Annotated in this window: 17 protein-coding genes and 1 tRNA gene; 8 read left to right on the forward strand and 10 right to left on the reverse strand. The window is 71.2% G+C overall.

Features of this window, described 5'->3' with window-relative positions:
- Window positions 1–47 precede the first annotated feature (47 nt).
- Window positions 48–121 (forward strand) — tRNA-Pro (locus OHS18_RS18745).
- Between the two features lie 141 nt (window positions 122–262).
- Here OHS18_RS18745 and OHS18_RS18750 read toward each other — a convergent pair.
- The 3 genes from OHS18_RS18750 to OHS18_RS18760 are packed head-to-tail and all read right to left on the reverse strand — an operon-like array spanning window position 263 to window position 2523.
- Window positions 263–904: a maleylpyruvate isomerase family mycothiol-dependent enzyme gene (locus OHS18_RS18750; RefSeq protein WP_328617921.1), complete on the reverse strand. Its 642-nt coding sequence runs from the start codon at window positions 902–904 to the stop codon at window positions 263–265.
- Window positions 905–958: 54 nt separating this feature from the next.
- On the reverse strand, window positions 959–1738 hold the full coding sequence (locus tag OHS18_RS18755) for an alpha/beta fold hydrolase (protein WP_328617922.1): 780 nt from the start codon (window positions 1736–1738) through the stop codon (window positions 959–961).
- Window positions 1735–2523, reverse strand: coding sequence for an NAD(P)H-binding protein (locus tag OHS18_RS18760; RefSeq protein ID WP_328617923.1), 789 nt, complete (start codon window positions 2521–2523; stop codon window positions 1735–1737). The genes OHS18_RS18755 and OHS18_RS18760 overlap by 4 nt, the downstream gene beginning before the upstream one ends.
- A 66-nt stretch (window positions 2524–2589) precedes the next feature.
- On the opposite strand from OHS18_RS18760, the gene OHS18_RS18765 reads away from it, so the two are divergent.
- Complete coding sequence (locus OHS18_RS18765) at window positions 2590–2961, forward strand: winged helix-turn-helix transcriptional regulator (RefSeq protein ID WP_328617924.1); 372 nt, start codon at window positions 2590–2592, stop codon at window positions 2959–2961.
- Window positions 2962–3034: 73 nt separating this feature from the next.
- On the opposite strand, the gene OHS18_RS18770 is transcribed toward OHS18_RS18765, so the two are convergent.
- Both OHS18_RS18770 and OHS18_RS18775 read right to left on the reverse strand, forming a co-directional pair.
- Complete coding sequence (locus tag OHS18_RS18770; protein WP_328617925.1) at window positions 3035–3481, reverse strand: nuclear transport factor 2 family protein; 447 nt, start codon at window positions 3479–3481, stop codon at window positions 3035–3037.
- 5 nt (window positions 3482–3486) lie between these two features.
- A complete protein-coding gene (locus tag OHS18_RS18775; protein WP_328450839.1) occupies window positions 3487–4362 on the reverse strand; it encodes an LLM class F420-dependent oxidoreductase in 876 nt (291 codons plus the stop codon).
- A gap of 147 nt (window positions 4363–4509) precedes the next feature.
- Between OHS18_RS18775 and OHS18_RS18780 the strand changes: the two genes are divergently transcribed.
- A complete protein-coding gene (locus OHS18_RS18780; RefSeq protein WP_328617926.1) occupies window positions 4510–5328 on the forward strand; it encodes a hypothetical protein in 819 nt (272 codons plus the stop codon).
- Window positions 5329–5369: 41 nt separating this feature from the next.
- On the forward strand, window positions 5370–6203 hold the full coding sequence (locus OHS18_RS18785) for a DJ-1/PfpI family protein (protein ID WP_328617927.1): 834 nt from the start codon (window positions 5370–5372) through the stop codon (window positions 6201–6203).
- A gap of 1 nt (window position 6204) precedes the next feature.
- On the opposite strand, the gene OHS18_RS18790 is transcribed toward OHS18_RS18785, so the two are convergent.
- A complete protein-coding gene (locus OHS18_RS18790) occupies window positions 6205–7014 on the reverse strand; it encodes an Fpg/Nei family DNA glycosylase (RefSeq protein ID WP_328450833.1) in 810 nt (269 codons plus the stop codon).
- Window positions 7014–7487, reverse strand: a complete 474-nt coding sequence (locus tag OHS18_RS18795; RefSeq protein WP_328450831.1) for a ribose-5-phosphate isomerase — start codon at window positions 7485–7487, stop codon at window positions 7014–7016. Before OHS18_RS18795 ends, OHS18_RS18790 begins: the two co-directional genes overlap by 1 nt.
- 45 nt (window positions 7488–7532) lie before the next feature.
- Between OHS18_RS18795 and OHS18_RS18800 the strand changes: the two genes are divergently transcribed.
- Window positions 7533–8255 carry a 2-phosphosulfolactate phosphatase gene (locus OHS18_RS18800; protein WP_442875391.1) on the forward strand — a complete coding sequence of 241 codons (723 nt, stop codon included), beginning with the start codon at window positions 7533–7535 and terminating at the stop codon, window positions 8253–8255.
- Complete coding sequence (locus OHS18_RS18805) at window positions 8252–9061, forward strand: MBL fold metallo-hydrolase (protein ID WP_328450827.1); 810 nt, start codon at window positions 8252–8254, stop codon at window positions 9059–9061. Before OHS18_RS18800 ends, OHS18_RS18805 begins: the two co-directional genes overlap by 4 nt.
- Before the next feature lie 88 nt (window positions 9062–9149).
- Here OHS18_RS18805 and OHS18_RS18810 read toward each other — a convergent pair whose 3' ends face one another.
- Entirely contained in the window at window positions 9150–9770 is a 621-nt protein-coding gene (locus OHS18_RS18810) for a mycothiol-dependent nitroreductase Rv2466c family protein (RefSeq protein ID WP_328450825.1), read from the reverse strand.
- 161 nt (window positions 9771–9931) lie between these two features.
- On the opposite strand from OHS18_RS18810, the gene pepN reads away from it, so the two are divergent.
- Window positions 9932–12499, forward strand: coding sequence for an aminopeptidase N (pepN, locus tag OHS18_RS18815; RefSeq protein WP_328450823.1), 2568 nt, complete (start codon window positions 9932–9934; stop codon window positions 12497–12499).
- A gap of 127 nt (window positions 12500–12626) precedes the next feature.
- On the opposite strand, the gene OHS18_RS18820 is transcribed toward pepN, so the two are convergent.
- Window positions 12627–13118 (reverse strand): DUF5130 family protein, encoded by a 492-nt coding sequence (locus OHS18_RS18820; protein WP_328450821.1) that lies wholly within the window; start codon window positions 13116–13118, stop codon window positions 12627–12629.
- The gene (gene ctaJ / locus OHS18_RS18825) at window positions 13105–13365 is read right to left on the reverse strand and encodes an aa3-type cytochrome oxidase subunit CtaJ (protein ID WP_328450819.1); all 261 of its coding nucleotides are present in this window, start codon (window positions 13363–13365) and stop codon (window positions 13105–13107) included. Before ctaJ ends, OHS18_RS18820 begins: the two co-directional genes overlap by 14 nt.
- Before the next feature lie 288 nt (window positions 13366–13653).
- On the opposite strand from ctaJ, the gene OHS18_RS18830 reads away from it, so the two are divergent.
- Window positions 13654–14034 carry a hypothetical protein gene (locus tag OHS18_RS18830; RefSeq protein ID WP_328617929.1) on the forward strand — a complete coding sequence of 127 codons (381 nt, stop codon included), beginning with the start codon at window positions 13654–13656 and terminating at the stop codon, window positions 14032–14034.
- Window positions 14035–14044: the final 10 nt, after the last annotated feature.

Consider the following 14044-nt stretch of genomic DNA (forward strand, 5'->3'; position numbering starts at 1 on the left):
TAGCGTGACCCGCTAGGCTGATCGCACACCCCCCTGGGGGTGTGGACCGGGATGTGGCGCAGCTTGGTAGCGCATTCGCTTTGGGAGCGAAGGGTCGCAGGTTCAAATCCTGTCATCCCGACCGGATTCCGTGGGTGGAGTGTGCTCGCGGAACGCGCTGGCCGCTCGGAGTCCCGGGTGGTACCCGGGGGGCCGAGCCCCCCGGCCCCCCACGGTGCGGTCGGCTGCGGTTGGCGGCCTGGTTGCGTTCCTCCCTGGCCGGTTAGGCTGCTTGCTTTGCCTTTGCCAGGTCCAGGCCTGGGCCTCTTAGCTGCTCGTAGGCCGCTTTGCGGTTGGTGAAGAGCAGCAGGAATGCTGATGCCGGGCCGTGGATTTCCGCTCCTTCTCCTACTGCCCAGTCCGTGTCTGTCGCTATGAATCTCATGCCCGCCAGGTTCTTGCGGGGGTTGAAGGGGAACTTCAGCTTCCAGAGGCTGCCCAGGCCCGCTGCCGCGTCCTCCGGGAGAATTCGGGGCTCTTGGCCCAGGGCTAAGGCTATGTCCTGCGTGTGGGTCAGGACGTCCATGATCGTCGAGTCCGGGCCTGCTCCCGGGACCGGCGGGACTCGGCGGGAAGCCGCGTGGTTGCGGAGCTGGGCGACTATCTCGCCGGTGGGTGCCTGGGCCCTGCGGCGGGCCGAGTCGTGGATCATGCGGTTGAAGTTGCCTCTCGCCCTGGCCGCCTCGCGGAGCCAGTCACCGACGCCGAACTGGGGGTTGGCCGTCACGTGGGCCGCGACGTCCCGGATGCTCCAGCCCGTGCACAGCGAGGGGCGCTCCCAGTCCTCCGGGGGCAACGCGTCCAGGAGGTCCGCCAGGCGGAGCCTTCCCTGCTCCACCCCTGCCCACATCCGTGCTTCGTCCATGGGAGTCCTTGCCTCGGAGGGAACCGGCTGCTCCGAGGATACGAGCGTCCTCCGTCAGCCGGTTGTCCCAGATTGCCGGGACAGCCAGGACGCCAGCGTCCGCGCGATCGCCGCCGGTTGGTCTTCCGGCGTGTGGTGACCTGCCGGCAGCGGGTGGTGGGCCACCTCCAAGGACGCGAACGTCTTCTCGCACCAGTCGATCATCGGCGGCGTCAGCATCGTGTCGTGACCTGGCTCGAACGTCATCAGGAGCTTCGGGATCTCCGGGGTCGCCGCCAGCCACGCGTCGAACTTCGTGATGCGCGCGACCACCGCCGCCGGCTCGCCGCCCAGGGGCAGGGAACGGGCCCAGCGCAGCAGCGGGACCTCGTGCGTCGTCCGGTACTCCGGCGGGAGGCCTTCGAGGAAGCCCTGGATCAGCTTCTCGCCGACGCCCGGGGTCTTGATCTCGCGGAACAGGTCGGCGCCGGCCGGCGGGAATTCCTCCCACGTCATCGGCTTCAGGATCGCCTCGGTGAACGCCAGCGCGCGGACGCGGGCGGGGTGGCGGGACGCCCAGTCCGCCGCCAGCGCCCCGCCCCAGTCGTGGCCGATCAGGACCACGTCCTCCAGGTCCAGGGCGTCGAACCACGCGTCCAGGTAGCGGGCGTGGTCGTCGAACGTGTACTCGATGTCCGGACGCTCCGAGCCGCCCATGCCGATCAGGTCCGGCGCGAGCCGGCGGCCCGGCAGGTGCGGCGTCACGTTGCGCCACAAGTAGGACGACGTCGGGTTGCCGTGCAGGAACACCAGCGGTGCTCCCGTTCCGGTGTCCCGATAGGACAGTGCCGTCACTTGAACGCCACCGCGTTGCGCGCGGCCCACGCCGAGAACGGGCGGGGCGGGCGGCCGAGGACCCGCTCCACGTCCGGGCTCACCCGCTGCTCCGCCGGCGACGGCGCGCCCAGGATGTCCAGCGTCACGTCCGCCACCGGCTCGGGCATGAAGCCGAGCATCGCCGCACGTGCTTCCGCACGGGTCTGCGGCACGAACGCCACCGGCTCGCCCAGCGCGTCCCCGATCGCCGCCGCCTGCTGCCGGGGCGTGATCGGGGACGGGCCGGTCAGCTCGTACACCTCACCGGAACCGCCGGAGCGCAACGCCACCGCGGCGACCGCGGCGATGTCCTCCGGGTCGACCACCGGCAACGCGACGTCACCGAACGGCGCCACCACCTGCCGCGATGACCGCACGCTTCCGGCCCACTGCACCGCGTTCGACGCGAACCCGCCCGGGCGCAGCATCGTCCACTTCAGACCCGAGGCCCGTACGGAGTCCTCCGGCACCGAGGGGTGCCGCCCGGTCGCGACACCCTGGGACGACAGCAGCACCACCCGTTCGACGCCGGCCGCGCGCGCCGCGGCCAGCAGGCCGTCCAGGGGCGCGAAACCGCCCGGCACCATCAGGAACAGCGCCTCGGCACCGTCCAAAGCGGACTCGACGACGGGTGCCACGCGCACGCCGTCCGGCACGTCCGGCGTCTTCTGGCGGGACACCGCCGTCACCTGTTCCCCGGCCGCGGCCAACGCCCGCACCAGCGGCCTTCCGACGTTTCCCGTCGCTCCCATGATTGTGATCATGCGGAGGACGCTACATTCCGACGTATAGTAGGTACCTAGAGGAAAGTATTGGCTGGAGGCCCGAAAGTGACCGGAACCACACCCGAGCTGGCCTGCCCGATCACGCCGGTCGTCGACATCGTCTTCAGCCGCTGGACCACGCCGATCCTGTGGTCGCTCAAGGAATACGGGCGGCAGCGGTTCGTCGAGCTCGAACGCCGCATCGGCACGATCACGCCGAAGGTGCTCACCCAGCGGCTGCGGCAGCTGGAGCGCGACGGCCTCGTCGTGCGCACCTACCACGCCGAGGTCCCGCCGCGCGTGGAGTACGAGATCAGCGAGCTGGGCCGCAGCCTCGGGCCGCTGTTCGCGAGCCTTTCCGAGTGGTCGGGCAACCTCGGCAAGGTCGAAGAGGCCCGGGAGGCCTACGACAGCCGTTCCCGCAGTTCCTCGCGGTAGGCCTCGGCTTCCGGGACCCGCACCAGGCAGCCGGGTGCAGGTCTCGCGGCACGGCAGTCGCCGGCAAGACAGACTATTCGGACACCTGCCGGGCCGTCGCCATCGCGCGTTCGGTTTCCCAGAACGCCCGCATCGACGTGATCAGGCCGTCGTCGCCGACGCGGTAGACGAACACGCCGTCCGTGTCGACGCGGTAGCCGCCCGGGAGGTACGTCGTGATCGTGCCGACGTTCGCCACCTCGTCGCCCGCCGCGTGGGAGTCGCGAATGACGAACTCGAAGCGCTCGACGTTGCCGATCGTCTTGTCCCAGAAGGCACTGATGCCGTCGTGGCCGTGGTGGCCCTTGCCCGTCTCGTCGAACATCGACGGGCCCACCGGATCCTCGACGACACCGTCGGCCGCGAACAGCGCCAGCCACGCGTCCTTGTCGCCCGCCGTCACCGCCGTCATCGAGGCCAGGGCCGCGCGCCGCGCCGGCGGCTGCTCCTTCTCCTTGTCCCAGCTGACCTGCACGCCCATCGCCGTCACTCCCCGAACTTGTCGATGATCTCGGCCCCGAACTTGTGGATCGACTCCAGCTTCGGCTCGACCGGGGCGTCGAACCCGACGCCGTCGAACACCCACGGCATGGTGATGACGTCGGTGACGCCCGCCTCGGCCTGCTCGCGGTAGCCGTCGAGGCCGAACTTGTCGATGCAGACGGCCTGGTACTCGAACGGGTCGTCGGCGCGGCCGCGCTCGGCCAGCAGCTCCTTCAGGCGCGCGATGGTCTCGCGCAGCTCTTCGAGCTTCATCATCGCCGACGACCAGCCGTCGGCGACGCGGGCCGCGCGCCGCAGCGCGACGTCGGTGTGGCCGCCGATGTAGAACGGCACCCGCTTGGCGGGCGCCGGGCTCATCTGCAGCTTGTCGAAGTCGTAGAACTCGCCGTGGTACTCGACCATGCCGCCGTCGAGGATCAGCCGGAGCACGTCGATCGCCTCGTCGACCCGCTTGCCGCGCCGCTCGAACGGCACGCCGCAGTACTCGAACTCCTGCGGCAGCCAGCCGACGCCGAGGCCGAGGCCGAACCGGCCGCCGGTGAGCACCGACGCCGAGCCGACCTGACGCGCGAGCAGCACGGGGTTGCGCGAACCGAGCTTCAGCACGGAGGTGTAGAACTCGATGCGGCTGGTGACCGCGCCCATGGCGGCGGTCGCGACCAGCGGGTCGACCCAGGGTGTGTCGGCGGTCCAGAACCGGCTGCCGTCGGGGGTGTAGGGATAGTCTGTGGAGACCGTCTCGGCGTAGAAGAGCGAGTCCGGCAGGGCGATGGAGGCGAAGCCGGCCTCTTCCGCGGCCCGGGCGAGCTCGCCCAGCTGATCAAGCGGGTTCATCGCGATCGACAGGGTGAACTTCATAGCACGGAACTATAACGTGTTCTAGTTTCTTCGGCCAGGCCTGGCGGTGTGCCGGATCACTGTCCGGGAACCCTCCGCGTAGCGTCCGCGTTGTCCGATTCAAAGGTGACTTCCGGTCACCGGGCACCGAGCTTCTGGGAGTGGTCCATGGGCACCGCGATCTTCCTGATCGTGCTCGTCGTCGTGATCGTCGGTGGCGGCCTGTATTTCTCGCGGCAGCGCGCCGCGGCCCGGCAGCGGGAACTCGACGACGCCAAGGCCGACGCCCGGCGCCTCGTCGAGCGGCTCGGCGGCCAGGTCCTCAACATCAACGGCACGGACACCGCGTCACAGCAGGCGATGGCCGACGCGAGCGAGCGCTACAACGCCGCCGGCTCGCAGATGGAGCAGGCGCGGACCATCGAGCAGGCCCGGCTGGTGAAGGACACCGCCGTCGAAGGCCTCTACTACGTCCGCGCCGCGCGCGTCGCGATGGGCATGGACCCCGGCCCGCAGCTGCCGGAAGAGGCCGAGCGCGAGCGCGCCGGCAAGGTCACCGAGCGCCGCGACGTGGACGTCGAGGGCCAGCACTACGCCGCGTCCCCCGACGCCGGCCAGGACACGCCGTACTACTACCCCGGCGGCCGCGTCGCCGGCCGGCCGGTACCGCAGGGCTGGTACAGCGAGCCGTGGTGGAAGCCCGCGCTCGTCGCCGGCGCCTGGGGTCTCGGGTCGATGTTCCTGTTCAGCGCGATGTTCTCCGGCATGGGCGGTATCGCCAGCGCCGGGGCCTGGGAGTCGGGTTACGACGCCGGCCAGCAGGACGCGCTCGACTCCGGCGGCGGTGACGGCGGCGGCGATGGTGGCGGTGACGGCGGAGGCGACTTCGGCGGTGGTGACGGCGGAGGCGGCGACTGGGGCGGTGGCGGTTTCGACGGCGGCGGCTTTGACGGCGGTGGCTTCGACGGGGGCGGTTTCGACTTCTGAGCACCGGCTGGCATCCTCCTGGACGACTTCAGGAGGATGCCGTGGCGAGAGTGCTGATCCCCGTCCCGGCCCGGGACTCGGACCCGTCCGAAGTGGCCGTCAGCCGCGCGGTGCTGAGCCGGGACCACACGGTCGTCTTCGCGACACCCGGCGGCACGCAAGCCACCTGTGACGAGCTGATGGTCACCGGCGAGGGCCTCGACCTGTGGGGCCGGGTGCCGGGCCTGAAGAAGCTCACCGCGCTCGGCCGCGTGCTGCGAGCCGACGCAGCCGCGCGTGACGCCCACCGCGCGTTGCTCGACGATCCCGCGTGGAGCTCCCCGATCCGCTGGGACGACATCAACCTCGACGACGTCGACGGCGTGCTCCTGCCCGGCGGGCACCGGGCCCGCGGCATGCGCGAGTACCTCGAAAGCCCCGTGCTGCAGGGCGTGGTCGCCGACGCCTTCCGCCGCGACCTGCCGGTCGGCGCGATCTGCCACGGCGTCCTGCTCGCCGCGCGCAGCGTCGACCCGGCCACCGGCCGCTCGGTGCTGCACGGCCGCACGACGACGGCGCTGACCTGGCAGCTGGAGCGCACGGCGTGGCGGCTCACGCGGCGGACCCGGTTCTGGGACCCGGACTACTACCGCACCTACGTCGAGGAGCCGGGGCAGCCCGAGGGGTACCTGTCGGTGCAGCAGGAGGTCACCCGTGCCCTGGCGCGTCCGGACGACTTCCGCGACACGACCGAGCGTGTGAAGGCGAGCGGCCGGGCCCGCGACCGGCTCGACGACGAGCGTCCGGCGTTCGTCGTCGAGGACGGGAACTACGTGTCGGCCCGCTGGCCGGGCGACGTGCACACCTTCGCGAAAACCTTTGCCACGCGGCTCTGAATCAGGCGGGCTGGCAGGTCGGGCACCAGTAGAGGTTCCGGCCCACCAACGCCGACGTCTCGACCGGCGTCCCGCACACCAGGCACGGCTCGCCGGCGCGGCGGTAGACGTACACCTCGCCGCCGTGGCGGTCGACCCGCGCCGCGCGGCCCATCGCCTCCGGGAGGTGCTCCGGGCGGACCGTGTCGATGCGGCCTACGCGGACGCCGTCACGCATCAACGTCACCAGGTCGGCCCACATGTCGTCCCACAGCGCGCGGTCCAGCGCACGTCCCGGCGTCATCGGCGCGACGCCGTGGCGGAACAGGACCTCGGCGCGGTAGACGTTGCCGACGCCGGCCAAGACCGCCTGGTCCATCAGCAGCGCGGCGATCGAGACCTTCGACTTCGAGATCCGCGCCCACGCCTTGTCCGGCTTCGCGTCGCGGCGCAGCGGGTCCGGGCCGAGGCGCGCCTTGATCGCGTCGGCCTGGGCCGGGTCCAGCAGCTCGCACGTGTTGGGGCCGCGCAGGTCCGTCCACTGTGTCCGGCCGACCAGGCGCATCCGGACGGCGCCGACCGGTGCCGGGGCGGGTGCCTTGCCCTCGCTGAAGATGCCGATCAGCCCGAGGTGGACGTGGACGACCCCGTGCGGGCCGTAGTCGTGGAACAGGTGCTTGCCGTGCGCCTCGGCACCGAGCAGCACCCGACCGTCCAAACGGGACGCTTCGGTGGCGAAGCGGCCCTGCGGGCTGCTCACCTCGACCGGGGCACCGGCGTACCGGCGCTTGTGCAGCCGCGCCAGCCGGTGGAGCGTGTGCCCCTCGGGCATCAGGCCTCCGGCAGGGCCGGCGGGGTTCCGGTGCGCTCGTAGTCCAGCAGCTGCCGGACGCGGCGGGCGTGCCGCTCCTCGGGCGAGACGTCCGTCGCCAGGAAGGCTTCGACGATCTCGGTGGCCTGCTCGGCAGTGTGCATCCGGGCGCCGACGCCGATCAGCTGGGCGTGGTTGTGCTCGCGGCACAGCTTGGCCGTCTCGACGCTCCAGGCCAGGCCGGCGCGGGCGCCGGGGACCTTGTTCGCGGCGATCTGCTCGCCGTTGCCGGAGCCGCCGACGACGATGCCGAGGCTGCCCTCGTCGGCCACGACGCGCAGCGCCGTCTCGACGCAGTAGGCCGGGTAGTCGTCGGCCGCGTCGTAGACCCGCGGGCCGATGTCGGTGACCTCGTGGCCCTGCTTCTCCAGGTGAGCCACCAGGTGGTTCTTCAGCTCGAAGCCGGCATGGTCGGATCCCAAGTAGACACGCACGGCTGGGAGTCTGCCATCACGGCCGGTTTCCGGCATGCTCCGGGGGTGGGGATCTGGGAGCAGTCGGGACACGACGTGAGGCTCGACTGGGGCGGCGAAGGCGTGGCGGCGCTCGGCCGCGAATGCGCGGTGCTGATCGTCGTCGACGTGCTTTCCTTCAGCACCACCACGGATCTCGTGGTCGGCCGCGGCGGGCGGGTGCTGCCGGTGCGCTGGCGTGACGAACGCGGGATCGCGCTCGCGCGGGCCGCGGGCGCCGTCATCGCCGGTGAGACCACGTTCACCCTCCGGCCGTCGTCAGTGACGGACATCCCTCCCGGCACGCTCCTCGCGCTCCCCTCGCCGAACGGCGCCACCCTCTGCGCCGCCGCCGCGGCGACCGGTGCCCGTGTGCTGGCCGGCTGCCTGCGCAACGCCTCCGCCGTGGCCGCGAAGGCGCACGAGCTGGGCGGCCCCGTCGGCGTCATCGCGGCCGGGGAACGCTGGGGGGTGAACATCTTCGGCCACGGCGACACGTTCGGGCCGCTGCGCCCGTGCGTCGAGGACCAGGTGGGCGCGGGCGCGATCGCCGCCGCGCTGGCCCGGTTCGGGCGCACACTGTCCCCCGAAGCGGCGCTGGCCGCGCGGTCGGTGGACGTCGCGGCGGTCGCGGCCTGCGTGTCCGGGCGCGAACTGACCGAGGCCGGGCACGGCGGCGACGTCGCGCTGGCCGCCCGGATCGACGTGAGCGACGCCGCTCCCGTCCTGCACGAAGGAGTCTTGCGATGACCGGTCACTGGGTCGAGGTCGCCGACGGCGTGCACGCGCGGCGGTACGAGGAACTGGACCTGACCGTCGGGCTGGTGATCGGGGCCGACCGCTGCCTGGTCATCGACACCCGCGGCGACCTGGACCAGGGCGCCGAGCTGGCGGCGGCCGTGCGCGAGCTGACGCCGCTGCCGTGGGCGGTCGCGTTCACGCACGCGCACTTCGACCACACCTGGGGCACCGAGCGGTTCCTGCCGTGCGCGGTCTGGGCGCACGAGGGCTGCCGCGCCGAGCTGACCGAATACGCCGAGGGCGCGCGGGAGAAGTGGATGGCCTACTACCGCGAGGAAGGCAAGGCGGCCATCGCCAACGCCATCGCGCGCACCACGTTCGTGGTCCCCGATCACCTGTTCAGCGACCGGACCGAGCTCGACCTGGGCGGCCGGACGGCGGTGCTGCTGCACCCCGGGCGCGCCCACACCGACCACGACGTCATCGTGCACGTGCCGGACGCCGGCGTCGTCTTCGCGGGGGACATCGTCGAGAACGCCGAGCACGGCTTCAGCGCGTTCTCGTTCGGCGCCGACTCGGACCTGACCGCGTGGCCGGACACGCTCGACACCCTGCTCGCGCTGGAACCGCGCGTGGTCGTCCCGGGCCACGGCGACCCGGTCGACGCCGACTTCGTCCGCTACCACCGCCACGGCCTGCACGAGCTGATCGCGCTGAAGGCGGCGGTCGGCCGGGGAGAATCGACCGAGGCGGCGGCGGTAGCGGCGTCCCGCTACCCCGCCGACGTCACCTCGGCCGCCCTCCAGACCCTCTGACCGGACATGTCACTTTCGTAGGGAAAGATGCGTCCGAAGGGCCCTCCGACGCATCTTTCCTAGGGAAAGTGACGCTTTTTGGAACGGGTCAATTGAAGTTCAGGTCACCCGTGCGGGTGCGCTTCAGCTCGAAGAAGTCCGGGTAGCTCGACAGCGCGACCGCGCCGTCGAACACCTTCAGGGCGTCCTCGCCCCGCGGGATCGAGCTGAGGACCGGGCCGAAGAACGCGACGCCGTCGATGTGGATCGTCGGGGTGCCGACGTCCATGCCGACCGGGTCCATGCCCTCGTGGTGGCTCTTCTTCAGGGCCTCGTCGTACTCCGTGGAGTCCGCGGCGTCGTACAGCTCGGCCGGCGCGCCGATCGCGGCCAGGGACTCCTTGATGACCGCGTCGCGGTCCTTGTTGCCCTGGTTGTGGTAGCGGGTGCCGAACTCGGTGTAGTAGTCCCGCAGCACCTCTTCGCCCTTCAGCTGCGCCAGCGCCACGGCCACGCGCACCGGGCCCCAGCCCTTCGCCAGCAGGTCCTTGTACTCCTGCGGCAGCTCGTCGCGGCCCGAGTTCAGGTACGACAGGCTCATCACCCGGAAGCTCAGGTCCAGCTTGCGGTGCTTCTCGACCTCGAGGATCCAGCGCGAGGTGATCCAGGCGAACGGGCAGATCGGGTCGAAGTAGAAATCGACCTTCGTGGGCTGCTCGGCAGCGGTCATCGGGTACTCCTGTGCACAGTAAGACGACGTCGGCGTGTGGGCAGGGCCCACACTGCGGGCCAACACCGGGGAGCGCACGCTTGTTCCCTCGTCGCCCGCGACCCCGTGCCCATGATTGGATGCGGGGAGCCTGAAAACCGATCCCACGACCAGAGGTGCCTGTGCCCGCCCCCAACTTGACCCGTGACCTCGCCAAGCTGCGCGCGGATCTGCTCGACGTCACCGGCTACGACATCGAGCTCGATCTGACCGACGGCCACGGCGGTCCCGGGGAGAAGACCTTCGCGTCGAAGACGACCGTCCGGTTCGCGAGCGCCAAGGCCGGCGAAGAGACCTGGGTCGACCTCGTCGCCGACCGCGTCCACTCCGCCACCCTGAACGGCGCGGACGTCGACATCAGCGCCTACGTCGAAGACCGGGGCATCACGCTGGCGGACCTCGCCGAGGTGAACGAGCTCACGGTCACCGCCGACTGCCGGTACATGAACACCGGCGAGGGCCTGCACCGGTTCGTCGACCCGGTCGACGAAAGCGTCTACCTGTACACCCAGTTCGAGACGGCCGACGCCAAGCGGATGTTCGCCTGCTTCGACCAGCCCGACCTGAAGTCGGTCTACCGGCTCACCGTGATCGCGCCGAAGGACTGGAAGGTCGTCTCCAACACCCTCGCCGAGTCGGCCGAGGAGACGCCGGAAGGCGCCGTCCGGACGGTGTTCAAGGAGTCCGAGCGGCTCTCGACCTACCTGGTCGCGCTGATCGCCGGGCCGTACGCCGAGTGGCGCGACGAGTACACCGACGCCCACAAGACGATCCCGCTCGGCATCTACTGCCGCGCGTCCCTGTCCGAGCACATGGACGCCGAGCGCCTGTTCACCGAGACCAAGCAGGGTTTCGGCTTCTACCACGACAAGTTCGGCACCCCGTACCCGTTCTCCAAGTACGACCAGCTGTTCGTGCCGGAGTTCAACGCGGGCGCGATGGAGAACGCCGGCGCCGTCACCTTCCTCGAGGACTACGTCTTCCGCAGCCGCGTCACCCGCTACGCCTACGAGCGGCGCGCCGAGACGCTGCTGCACGAGATGGCGCACATGTGGTTCGGCGACCTGGTGACCATGCGCTGGTGGGACGACCTGTGGCTGAACGAGTCGTTCGCGACCTTCGCCAGCGTGCTCGCCCAGGCCGAGGCCACCGAGTACAAGAACGCGTGGACCAGCTTCGCGAACATCGAGAAGTCGTGGGCCTACCGCCAGGACCAGCTGCCCTCGACGCACCCGATCGCCGCCGACATCGTCGACCTGCACGCGGTCGAGGTGAACTTCGACGGCATCACCTACGCCAAGGGCGCGAGCGTGCTCAAGCAGCTCGTCGCCTACGTCGGGCTGGAGCACTTCCTCGACGGGCTGAAGGTCTACTTCGGCAAGCACGCCTGGGGCAACGCGACGCTGGCCGACCTGCTGGGCGCGCTGGAGGAGGCGTCCGGGCGCGACCTGTCGTGGTGGAGCGCGCAGTGGCTGGAGACCACCGGCCTGAACTCGCTGAGCCCGCGCTACGAGGTGGGTTCCGACGGCACGTTCACCTCGTTCGCCGTCGTGCAGTCCGGCGCCAAGCCGGGCGCCGGCGAGCTGCGGACGCACCGCGTCGCCGTGGGCATCTACGGCGAGGACGGCACCGGCAAGATCGTCCGCACCCACCGCGTCGAGCTGGACGTCGACGGCGAGCGCACCGAGGTGCCGGACCTGGTCGGCCAGGCCGCGGGCAAGCTCGTGCTGGTCAACGACGACGACCTGACCTACTGCACGATGCGGCTCGACCCGGTGTCGCTGACCACGCTGATCGACCGCGTCGCCGACATCACCGAGTCGCTGCCGCGCACCCTGTGCTGGTCGGCGGCGTGGGAGATGACCCGTGAGGCCGAGCTGAAGGCCCGCGACTTCGTCACCCTGGTGCAGCGCGGCATCCACACCGAGACCGAGGTCGGCGTCGTCCAGCGGCTGCTGCTGCAGGCCCAGACCGCGCTGAACTCCTACGCCGAGCAGGGCTGGGCGGCCTCGACCGGCTGGCCGGCGTTCACCGGGCGGCTGCTGGAGCTGGTCCGCGCCGCCGAGCCGGGCTCGGACCACCAGCTGGCGTTCGTGAACTCGCTGGCCGGTTCCGTGCTGGACGAGGCGACCCTCGCGGTCGTCGCCGGCTGGCTCGACGGCTCGGCCCCGCTGGAGGGCCTCAGCGTCGACACCGACCTGCGCTGGCGGCTGCTGCACGCGCTGGTCGCGCACGGCAAGGCGGGCACCGGGGAGCTCGACGCCGAGCTGGCCCGCGACAACACAGCGACCGGACGCCGCCAGGCCGAACGCGGCCGCGCGCTGCGTCCGACGGCGGAGGCGAAGTCCGACGCGTGGGAGCGCGCGGTCCACGACGACGAGCTGACCAACGCCGTCAGCGACTCGCTGATCTCGGGCTTCTCGCACCCGGGCCAGAAGGCGCTGCTCGGCGGGTACGTCGCGAAGTACTTCGAGGTGATCGACGAGGTGTGGCAGCGGCGCTCCAGCGAGCGCGCGCAGCCGATCGCGATCGGGCTGTACCCGTCGTGGGCCGTGGAGCCGGCGACGGTGACGGCGTCCGACGCGTGGCTGAAGGGCGAGCACTCGCAGGCCCTGCGCCGGCTGGTCTCGGAAGGCCGGGCGGGCATCGTCCGGGCTCTCGCGGCCCGCGACTTCGACGCCCAGGCCTGATCCGAACGCCCCAAGGCGGCCTTGGTTGCGCCCGACGCACCGAAGGCCGCCTTGGGCCGGTTGAGGACCGGCACCGCACGAAAAGGGCCCCGCACCGGGTGGTGCGGGGCCCTTTCGCGTGTCTGGGTCAGCGGGGCGCGGGGCCCGCCTGGTCGGACAGCATGCGGAGCGCGTTCGCGAGGCCGTTGACCAGGCCACGGACCAGGTCACCCTCCTTGAACGACGCCACCATGCTCGCGATCGCCAGCTTGGCGCCGCGGTCGGGCAGGCGGCTGTAGGCCGCCCGGCCCGTGACGATCTCGATCAGCCGCTCGCCGGGCGAGACCGCGATGAGGACCGAGTTGGCCGGGTTCGCCGTCGTCGCGTGCAGCTTCTCCGCCGTCGCGCGGCTGTCCTGGCCGCCCAGCTCGCCGAGGTAGAGGCTGAAGTCCAAGCCGGTCTCCCGGCTCGCGAACGTCAGCGCCTCGTCCAGGCGGGCCAGCTGGCGGGTGGTGAACGGCCCGGCCGGAGCGGCGGGCTCGTACATCTTGGCGGCCGACACGCGGCCGCTGGACGTCAGCGCTTCGCCGTAGCCCAGCTCGGACTCGTCGACGCGCTTCGTCAGCTCACCAGTTGCCACGAGCGCCCCCTGCCGCGGTAGCCGTGGCGCCGCCGGCGACCACGTCGTTCTCGGCGCCGGCGGGCCGGTGCCCTTCGCCGACCCCGTCGGGGTTGGCACTCCACCACATGGCCGGGTACTCCCAAGCCTGGCCCGGCCGGTGCCGCGGGGCGCCACCGGACTTGCGCCGGAGCGTCAGCAACCCGGCGAAGCCGTAGATCGCCAGCGGGATCACGGCGAAGACCACGATCGTCTCGACAACGTTCACGGCGCTGAGCGTATCGGATGACCTCCGAAGACACCGAAGCCACCGCGCGCGAGGGCACTCGACCGTTCGTCGTAAGGCAGGCGCCGTCCGCCGCTTGGCGCGCGGGCACTGGAACGTTGGGGCGAAGACCGTCGGGCCGAAAGGTTGCAACTCAACGTACAGGCGGCCGCACCCGCCGCTGTCGTCTTGTCGTTGCCTTGAAATCCTCGTAGCTTTTTCACCTGTACGGGCCTTGCGCCCCGCTCCCCAGCCCCAGCAGGTCACGCACCGGTCCCAGGAGGCCTTGCCATGAACAGCGTCCACACCCCCGCACAGGCGATCACCGAGACCACCTCGTCACCCAGCGAGATCGAATTCGTGCCCGGAACGCGTGTGACGGCGGGCACAAGGGTTACCCGGGGTACACGCGTCACTCGCGGTACCCGCGTGACGGCGGGGACGCGCGTCACCATGGGCACCCGGGTGACGGCAGGCACCCGGGTGACGCGCGGGACGCGGGTCACCCGGGGCACGCGCGTCACGATGGGCACGCGAGTGACGGCGGGCACCCGTGTCACCCGTGTCACCTGCGGCACGCGCGTCACGCGGGGCACCCGGGTCACCCGGGGGACGCGCGTCACCATGGGCACCCGCGTCACCTGCCAGAGCGACTACACGCTCGCCGCCTGAGCTCGTTCCG

The sequence above is a fragment of the Amycolatopsis sp. NBC_00355 genome, from assembly GCF_036104975.1.
GTDB lineage: Bacteria > Actinomycetota > Actinomycetes > Mycobacteriales > Pseudonocardiaceae > Amycolatopsis.

Excerpts from the sequence above, each read along its gene's own strand:
- OHS18_RS18810 (WP_328450825.1), bottom strand. The coding sequence starts at position 9,770 with ATGACCGCTGCCGAGCAGCCCACGAAGGTCGATTTCTACTTCGACCCG.
- OHS18_RS18780 (WP_328617926.1), top strand. The coding sequence starts at position 4,510 with ATGGGCACCGCGATCTTCCTGATCGTGCTCGTCGTCGTGATCGTCGGT.
- OHS18_RS18770 (WP_328617925.1), bottom strand. The coding sequence starts at position 3,481 with ATGGGCGTGCAGGTCAGCTGGGACAAGGAGAAGGAGCAGCCGCCGGCG.
- OHS18_RS18805 (WP_328450827.1), top strand. The coding sequence starts at position 8,252 with ATGACCGGTCACTGGGTCGAGGTCGCCGACGGCGTGCACGCGCGGCGG.
- OHS18_RS18790 (WP_328450833.1), bottom strand. The coding sequence starts at position 7,014 with ATGCCCGAGGGGCACACGCTCCACCGGCTGGCGCGGCTGCACAAGCGC.
- OHS18_RS18760 (WP_328617923.1), bottom strand. The coding sequence starts at position 2,523 with ATGATCACAATCATGGGAGCGACGGGAAACGTCGGAAGGCCGCTGGTG.
- OHS18_RS18830 (WP_328617929.1), top strand. The coding sequence starts at position 13,654 with ATGAACAGCGTCCACACCCCCGCACAGGCGATCACCGAGACCACCTCG.
- OHS18_RS18750 (WP_328617921.1), bottom strand. The coding sequence starts at position 904 with ATGGACGAAGCACGGATGTGGGCAGGGGTGGAGCAGGGAAGGCTCCGC.
- OHS18_RS18775 (WP_328450839.1), bottom strand. The coding sequence starts at position 4,362 with ATGAAGTTCACCCTGTCGATCGCGATGAACCCGCTTGATCAGCTGGGC.